Below are 7,765 nucleotides of genomic sequence, written 5' to 3' on the forward strand. Positions count from 1 at the left end.
CAGGCCGATAATGTATCGAATTAGATTAATACTTAGTTTTATAGTTTTGTTGATATCGTACTCTGTGAGTGCTCAGCAGTATGTCTATGATGGCATAGAAACGGGGGTTAATTTGCACGACAGGGGCTTGGTCCTTGCCGCAAAAGATGATACTCGTTTCCCCGATTCATTTGAAAATGTAGCAAGCTGGGCTAGTGGGCTTGAAGCGCAACGTGATCGTGCACTATTTTCAGGACGCTATTGGCTTGTCACTAAAATAAAGAATATATCCAACTACGAGCAGCTCGTACTTTATCCGTATAATACAGTATTATCCAATATAGAAACTCGGATCTATTCTAAAAACGATGTAAAGCGTTATTACTCTGGTGGCATGGTACAAAATGAATTTGCGTTTCATTACGGAAATACTATCGAGCTGTTGCCAAATCAAGACTATTACATCGTCACCTTGTTCGAAAGCGACTATTTCTATACTCCGATTAAGCTAGAATTGGTACCTGTTAAAGATTTTAAAGAGCAAGTTGTGATTGATAATTTAATCATGATGATATGCTTTAGCGTTGGTATCGTATTGGGTCTATACAATTTACTTATCTACATCGGCTCAAAAGATTTAACTCACCTATATTATGCGATTTTTGCGGCGACCATGGTGTTTGCATGGAGTCATTTCTTTCATATTTCGGACCAATTATTTGGTTTTTATTCGGCTCACTTACATTGGCTTGGCTTTACATTATCGCCAATTAGCAATGCGTTGTTTTATAATTGTCTGTTGAAACTCAAAGAAAAACACCCAAACCTTTCTTCTGCGTCAATTTGGGTTGGTGTTATCGCAGCTATAGGAACACCATTTAGTATTCTGTTCCCTGGTTTTGGCTTTTTATGGGCGACCATGTCCACGGGGGTCGCATTGTGCCTAGGCGTTTATATCGGGATTTTGCGCATCTCAGAAGGGTTTAAGCCTGCCAGATATTTCATCCTAGCCTATGTATGTATGGCAGTGCCAAATATGATTGGCAATTTTACCAATCTCGGCTTGTTACCACCAATTGCTGTCAATTTGTATTTACTCGGACTCATTGGTGTCGCATTAGATGCAATGTTTTTAGCATTTGCCGTAGCGGATAAGGTCCGCTTGACCAGCGAAGAAAATATTGAGCTGAATAAAAACCTAGAAGCGAAAGTGCTTAAGCGCACTTATGAGTTGGAGCAGCTTGCTTCGGAATTGCGTGACGCCAGTGAAGCTAAAAGTCGATTCTTGGCAAATATGAGCCATGAAATTAGAACACCAATGACCTCTATTATTGGTTATGCCGATGGCATCATATTGGGCGACATTAAGCCGCACGAAAGAAATCATGCCATCACTGTAATTTTGCAAAACTCACGACATGTACTGGGGCTGATAAACGACATTTTAGATATGTCTAAGATTGAGGCTAATCGCCTTGAAGTAGAGCTTATTGAAGCAAACTTGTTTCAATCAATAGCTCATGTTGAATCTCTACTCGGTAAACAAATACGTGATAAAGGGCTCGAATTTGAGCTCAATTATCAATTTCCTCTGCCCGATTATGTTGTGATTGACCCGACTAGATTAAGGCAAATATTACTTAATTTAACTTCGAATGCATTGAAGTTTACATCGGTAGGAAAAATTTCAATTGAAGTTAGTTGTAAAGATGAACGGCTTTACATCAGTGTTAAAGACACTGGAATTGGTATGACGTCAGAAGAGCAAAAAGAATTGTTTAGCGCGTTCTATCAAGCTGACTCCTCAACAACCCGTAAATATGGAGGCACTGGGCTTGGGCTAAATATCTCTAAAAGTTTGGCACAAAAACTTGATGGTGATATTGAGGTTGAAAGTGAAGTTGGCTCAGGTACGTCATTTACATTGTCGTTGAGCCTGTTTACTACAGAGCGCACTAAATGGGTAACTTCCTTTGAAGATATCCATCATCAAGGTGATGTTTATGTACAGTCCAATCATGAGCTAGATTCCGAAGAGTTAAAAGGAGAGGTGCTATTAGCAGAGGATCACAGTGATAACTGTCGACTTATTACTCGTATATTAGAAAGAATGGGCTTGAATGTTACCGCAGTAGAAAATGGTCAGTTGGCGGTCCAAGCTGTTTTAGACAACGAGTTTGATTTAATTCTAATGGATATTCAAATGCCAGTTATGGATGGCGAACAAGCATTCAACTTTATTCAAGCCACAGGTTGCACAGCCCCTGTCATTGCGCTCACAGCAAATACTATGAGTCATGAAGTTGAGCGCTATATAAAATTAGGCTTTACAGATCATTTAGCAAAACCCATAGACAGGGCCCAATTTGCGAAGAAGATTTCTCATTATCTCAATATTATTGTTGATGATGAGCTTAGTCTACCTGATGAAGAATTTAAGCAGCTTAAAATGCAGTATATAGACGGGTTGCACGAACAGCTTGTGCAGCTACAGAATCAGCTCAAATACAAGGACTATGAAGGGCTAGCACGTTCCATTCATGCATTAAAGGGCACATCTGCGATGTTTGATTGCCATGAAATATATCAAACAGTGTCACAAATTGATTTATTACTGAAGCAAGAAAACTGGCAAGATGTCGAGAAAGTGCTCGCTCGTTTATTTGACCTTATACATAAAGTTATTGATGAGTCTGATTGCGGACAGGCTGTATAACTGAAGCCGCTACAACTTGAAAAATAAGCATTTGTTCATCACAGTCTCCTAATTTTATAATTACTTTAAAAACAGTTACAATGGATTAAGGTGATAATTATGAAGTATTTAGCGTTGATGTGTGTGCTTGTAAGCCCAATCGCAATTGCAAACCCATTAGTTGGAACTTGGGAATTTGTCAGTGGTGAATACGCCACTGAATCGGGCAGGGTTAAGGCATCTGCTCCCCAAGTAACCTCCACAAAAATAATCAATGAGTCTCACTTCAGTTATATAACCAGCAGCGATAATAAGTTTCACTATGCAGGTGGTGGGACATATAAAGTGACAGGCAATAAGTTTATTGAAACGGTGACGTTAGGAAATGTTGATAGCTTGATTGGCCGCACTATGTCATTTACGTACGAAGTTAAAGATAATTTATGGCATCACAAATTGGTTGAAAACGGTAAGTTTATTGAGTATGAGATCTGGAAAAGGGTTGAGTAAGTAGTACCACTGCGTCAGTTTTAAAAGTCAAACCCCTTCCAAAAAAGCTATCAGGTTAAGCCTGTCGGATCCGCTCCAACTAGGCTTAACAACCTGTATAAAGCATCTAGTCACTGAAAAAGTTCACTATTTGATGTAAGAAATTGTATAAAGCCTGTTGTTTTAGGCTAACATTTCTACATTAAAGAAAGTGTTTGTAATTCTTTATGTTATCTAATGATTGAAATTAATAATCAATTTTAATGAATAACTATTCTCATTATGGTGGCCGGAAACTCATTAAAAGGTGTGTGTTTTATGAACAGTTAATGACAGGTGTTAATGCTGTCAACTTTGTTCCGTTGCACTTTTTAGCATAAGTTATTTGTACAGGGTTAGACAAAGAAGGTATGCAAATATGAAAGCTTATATTCCAGTAATTATGGCGTCTTTGGTTGTTGGTTGCTCTTCGTCAGAGAGTGATAGTCCAGTTCAGGTAAATAGCGAATCGCAACAGGATAGTACGAGTGAACAAACATCGAGTGATCAGAGTAATAATTCGAGCCAAAGTAGTGACAATCAAAATAGTGATGTGAATAATGATTCATCGTCACAGGATGACACAACAGATGATAGCAACACTGACGAAGTGGGTGAAAGAGGGCTCTATTTTCCCAAATCTCTGGCGGTGGCCTCACCTTTTTCTGATAGCAGTGATGAGCAAGATCGGCAATATGTTTATAGGGCACATGAAGCAAGAGGGCCTGCATCGCCAACTTATTTCTGGGCTACGAGAAGAATTGACGCATTATTAAGTGGAGAAACGCCACTGAGAGATGTATTTAGAATTGGCTCATTTTATAGAAACAGTGTGAATGCAGACTGTTTTGGTCCTCAAGTTGCTTATCAGGGACACCCTGATGCTACTGACCCAAGTACTAGCTCAGGAACTTTGCCAACAGGAGATCTTGGACTTTGGCTCGCAAGTGCAAAAAATGGTAATGCATGTGCTGTCGCGCAAACAAATTCGCAACTGCGGGCCGTTAGAGAGCGTTCACGTATGGCGCTAATGACATTGGCGAGTATGGTGTCTGCTGCGATAGATGATGGTGCAGGGCTACCATCCGAAGGAAGCTCAGTTGATTTAACCACACAAATGAACTCGAAAGGACTGGCTGACATTACTTTCAGTTCGGCAAACATAGAGCTTACGTCTGGGGTTTGGCAATATAGTATTGATTTGACTTATACGGTATCAGGATCGGACTATGAGATAATGATGTCGATGATGCATACACCCGGGAGTAGCGCGACAAACTATACAGGGTTATTAAACTTTTCTGTTGAAGGAGAGGTTGGCGTAGCTGGTATTGAATTTCCCGGTGGTAATTGCAGTCAAAATGCACGGACATTGGTGGGATCACTTGCCTATGAACGTAATGGCGAACAAATGTCATTGCAATCAAGGTCAGCTGTTAACTGTGGGCACTCAATTGCAGGTGCATTCAATAGTGACCAACAAGTGGATGTAAAGAACAAATATCACAGTACTGACAATAGCGACGGGTGGAGTGAAAACTTCGCAATCTTTGGTGCAGATTTCAACTTAACTAGTTTAGCTGGTGATTATGCTTATGTGTGGCAAGCTGGCGTCAATGATTCTCATAGTCGCATTCTCAACATTGGGTTTAATGATGCAACTCTGGAAAATGGAGAAGCGCATTTTGGCTATGGCACTGATATTGATGAAACTAGTGGCTTGGTTCAGGGTTTTATTTGTAATTGGGCTGGCCCAGGTAATAGTCACAGTTTACAAGAATTTACGCAAAGGCAATTCTTTGAATTTGACTCTTCAACTAATGTGTATTTAGGTACTGATCATCGAGCAAACATTGAATATGCACCAACCAATTCCTGTGGTTATGACGGATCAGGGTCATTCGTATTTGATATAGACGCAAGTGGGGTGCTGGGTGATATTGCCTCAGAAGATGCCTCATCAACGTTTAACACAGATTTATGGGCGCCAACAGATCCATCGCTTAGCGTTGCAGAATCAGTATTGGCGCGAGGCCTCTCAATTCCAAACGTGCCATTTACATGGCCAATTGATGAATGATATCGATTTGAAGTTGTTAGGACAGAGAATAGAAGAGAAGGTAACACCTTCTCTTTTTATATGCACTTTGCAGGTTTTGGCAGCCCAGCTATTTTAGTTGCTTGCTTTGCGGGACCTTTAGGAAAAAGCTTATATAAATAAATACTTTTTCCTTTGTCTTCACCTAGCTTTTTCGCAATTGCTTTTACTAGCATACGGATTGCGGGACTAGTACCGTACTCCTCATAAAAGTTGCGCACAAATTTGATGACTTCCCAATGTGCATCAGTCAGAATAATATTTTCTTGAGATGCAATGATAGGAGCAAGGCTCTCATCCCAGTCTGAGTGGTCTAAAAGATAGCCTTCTTTGTCGGTTTCAATTATTTTGTTATCTACTTCTAGCATAATTTACCACGTTATTGATTTGTCACAATTGGCAATTAGATCAACCCAGCTCAGATCATCGACTTGCTGTATTGAGTCTATTGGTGTCACTGCACGAGCTATCGCACAAGTTTCAAGCATGTAGATTTGCACAGGGCTGTTCGAAGCAAACTGTGATTGGTCATAACACGCATCCTGTTGTAGTAAAATTTTGTCATGTATACCAACAAGGTTCATATCAAAAGCGGTATAATAGCTTTTGGGTTTTGAAAAAATGTGTAATGTAGAACTCATAACTTTACCACGTACTCTTGTGTGTCAATCAACGCTTTTTGCTGGCTAACGTCTAAGACTTCAATATCTATACTCATTTGCTCGGGAGCCAATGCAAATTGTGCTAAGGCAGACTCGCATGCAAAAATGCGGTCAACATCGTAAATTTCTAACGTCTTTAGCTGTTTCAGAAAATCTTTAATACCCAGCTTAGTTGGCTGCTGGTCTTTTTTAAGCGCCAGTACTGAGGGGCCTCTAAACAGCCAGCTTACTTCCTGATCGACAGCTGCAAAAATTAAGGCCATATCCAAGCTGTCTCTTATTCTTTGGTTATCAAAGGGGGAAGCGTCACAAATTACTAGTATTTTTTTGGTCATTTGAATTGCACCCATTTGTCACTTTGACACGTTTCCATTGCGAACTCAGCGAGACCAGCAACTGTAAATATCCCAGTATCAGCGGTATTGATCCCTCGTTTTTCAGCTGCGGTGACACACAACTTGAGTGGAATACCTAGATTGTGGACGTTTTGCCAAACATTGTTGACTTGCAACTCATCACTAGATAAATGAAAGTGCTGGCTGGCGTGTAATACAGCCTCTTGGTATAAAAAAACGCACTTGATTGTGTGCTTTTGTTGGAGTGCAGCGCTTATGAAGCGCTCGATACATTGTAAAGAGTCATGATCTTCAGGACCACAATGTACTGAAATAATAAACTGGCTCAAAGAAAACCCATAAAAAAAGCCCCTAGTGGGGCTTATTTTATCAGAATGACGAGATTAGTCATCATTTGACATGCCAAGAAGCATAAGCAATGACGTGAACAAGTTATAAATAGCAACATACAATCCAACAGTTGCAATTACATAGTTTGTTTCGCCACCAGTTACTATTCTACTTGTTTCGAACAAGATCATTGCAGACATAAGCAGTACAAAAACCGCATTAATAGCAATGAACAACATTGGACTACCGATAAAGATATTTACGATAGACACACCTACCGTAACTAAGATACCGATAGTTAAGAAACCACCCATAAAAGAGAAATCTTTCTTAGTAGTCAATGCATATGCTGAAAGACCGAAGAAAATCAAAGCCGTTGAGCCTAGAGCTTGTGCGATCAACAGCCCACCATTTGGTAAACTTAAATAAGCGTTAAGCATCGGACCTAAGCCAAAACCAAGGATACCGGTGAAAAGAAACACTAAACCAATTGCAGATGGAGAGTGTGCTTTTTTGTGAATAACAAAAATCAGACCCATAGCCACAAGTGAACAGATCATGCCAGTGAAACGTGGCAGTGCCATTGTCATTGATATTGCAGCAGTAACGGCACTAAATGCCAAAGTCATTGCTAACAGAAAATAAGTGTTTTTAAGCACTTTATTAGTTTCAGTCGTTGACAATACTGCTTTTTCAGTAGAGTACGAATGATTGAACGCCATATTATAGCTCCTTAAAAGAAACACGATGTTCCGATAATTAAACTTATCAAAGATTACCAAGAGTTACATGCTTGAGCAAACCTTTCTCGAATAGTAGACCATATTTTGAGACAAATAGTTCAGAGATAACAAGAGATTGATAAAAAAGTCACCAGATCAGATGGATTTGTCTACAAACGAGCCGAAAATTAGCCAAACAATCAAAAAAGCAAAAAAAAAGCTTCACATTCTAAAAGTGTTTCCCTATTATTCGCCCCGCTGCGGAGAGATGGCTGAGTGGTTGAAAGCACCGGTCTTGAAAACCGGCATACGTTAATAGCGTATCTAGGGTTCAAATCCCTATCTCTCCGCCACTAAATTTATAAATTGTGTCTTAGACATGATTTTGCAAGTTT

At 39.8% G+C, this 7,765-nt stretch carries 8 protein-coding genes and 1 tRNA gene; 4 read left to right on the forward strand and 5 right to left on the reverse strand.

Annotated elements, in window-relative coordinates; genetic code table 11:
• The first annotated feature begins 10 nt into the window (after positions 1-10).
• From J8M00_RS25165 to J8M00_RS25175, 3 genes are all read left to right on the forward strand, one after another.
• Entirely contained in the window at positions 11-2,695 is a 2,685-nt protein-coding gene (locus J8M00_RS25165; protein ID WP_211013147.1) for an ATP-binding protein, read from the forward strand.
• A 99-nt stretch (positions 2,696-2,794) separates the two neighbouring features.
• Complete coding sequence (locus J8M00_RS25170; protein WP_211013148.1) at positions 2,795-3,184, forward strand: hypothetical protein; 390 nt, start codon at positions 2,795-2,797, stop codon at positions 3,182-3,184.
• Between the two features lie 397 nt (positions 3,185-3,581).
• A complete protein-coding gene (locus J8M00_RS25175; RefSeq protein WP_211013149.1) occupies positions 3,582-5,282 on the forward strand; it encodes a hypothetical protein in 1,701 nt (566 codons plus the stop codon).
• 56 nt (positions 5,283-5,338) lie between these two features.
• Here the strand turns inward: J8M00_RS25175 and J8M00_RS25180 are convergent, their stop codons facing one another.
• Genes J8M00_RS25180 through J8M00_RS25200 form a run of 5 tightly spaced genes read right to left on the reverse strand, consistent with a single transcriptional unit; the run spans position 5,339 to position 7,370 of the window.
• The gene (locus tag J8M00_RS25180; protein WP_211013150.1) at positions 5,339-5,668 is read right to left on the reverse strand and encodes a TusE/DsrC/DsvC family sulfur relay protein; all 330 of its coding nucleotides are present in this window, start codon (positions 5,666-5,668) and stop codon (positions 5,339-5,341) included.
• Between the two features lie 3 nt (positions 5,669-5,671).
• The gene (locus J8M00_RS25185; RefSeq protein WP_211013151.1) at positions 5,672-5,941 is read right to left on the reverse strand and encodes a tRNA 2-thiouridine-synthesizing protein; all 270 of its coding nucleotides are present in this window, start codon (positions 5,939-5,941) and stop codon (positions 5,672-5,674) included.
• On the reverse strand, positions 5,938-6,297 hold the full coding sequence (gene tusC / locus J8M00_RS25190) for a sulfurtransferase complex subunit TusC (protein WP_211013152.1): 360 nt from the start codon (positions 6,295-6,297) through the stop codon (positions 5,938-5,940). The genes J8M00_RS25185 and tusC overlap by 4 nt, the downstream gene beginning before the upstream one ends.
• Complete coding sequence (tusD, locus tag J8M00_RS25195) at positions 6,294-6,647, reverse strand: sulfurtransferase complex subunit TusD (protein ID WP_211013153.1); 354 nt, start codon at positions 6,645-6,647, stop codon at positions 6,294-6,296. The genes tusC and tusD overlap by 4 nt, the downstream gene beginning before the upstream one ends.
• Before the next feature lie 54 nt (positions 6,648-6,701).
• A complete protein-coding gene (locus tag J8M00_RS25200) occupies positions 6,702-7,370 on the reverse strand; it encodes a Bax inhibitor-1/YccA family protein (RefSeq protein ID WP_211013154.1) in 669 nt (222 codons plus the stop codon).
• A gap of 262 nt (positions 7,371-7,632) precedes the next feature.
• Between J8M00_RS25200 and J8M00_RS25205 the strand changes: the two genes are divergently transcribed.
• Positions 7,633-7,723: transfer RNA gene (locus tag J8M00_RS25205), tRNA-Ser, on the forward strand.
• The last annotated feature ends 42 nt before the right edge of the window (positions 7,724-7,765 follow it).

The organism is Pseudoalteromonas luteoviolacea (genome assembly GCF_018100925.1).
Taxonomy (GTDB): Bacteria; Pseudomonadota; Gammaproteobacteria; order Enterobacterales; family Alteromonadaceae; genus Pseudoalteromonas; species Pseudoalteromonas obscura.

What these genes read in the sequence shown, in the direction of transcription:
- tusC (WP_211013152.1), bottom strand. Translation starts at nt 6,297, where the DNA reads ATGACCAAAAAAATACTAGTAATTTGTGACGCTTCCCCCTTTGATAAC.
- J8M00_RS25165 (WP_211013147.1), top strand. Translation starts at nt 11, where the DNA reads ATGTATCGAATTAGATTAATACTTAGTTTTATAGTTTTGTTGATATCG.
- J8M00_RS25185 (WP_211013151.1), bottom strand. Translation starts at nt 5,941, where the DNA reads ATGAGTTCTACATTACACATTTTTTCAAAACCCAAAAGCTATTATACC.
- J8M00_RS25170 (WP_211013148.1), top strand. Translation starts at nt 2,795, where the DNA reads ATGAAGTATTTAGCGTTGATGTGTGTGCTTGTAAGCCCAATCGCAATT.
- J8M00_RS25180 (WP_211013150.1), bottom strand. Translation starts at nt 5,668, where the DNA reads ATGCTAGAAGTAGATAACAAAATAATTGAAACCGACAAAGAAGGCTAT.
- J8M00_RS25200 (WP_211013154.1), bottom strand. Translation starts at nt 7,370, where the DNA reads ATGGCGTTCAATCATTCGTACTCTACTGAAAAAGCAGTATTGTCAACG.
- J8M00_RS25175 (WP_211013149.1), top strand. Translation starts at nt 3,582, where the DNA reads ATGAAAGCTTATATTCCAGTAATTATGGCGTCTTTGGTTGTTGGTTGC.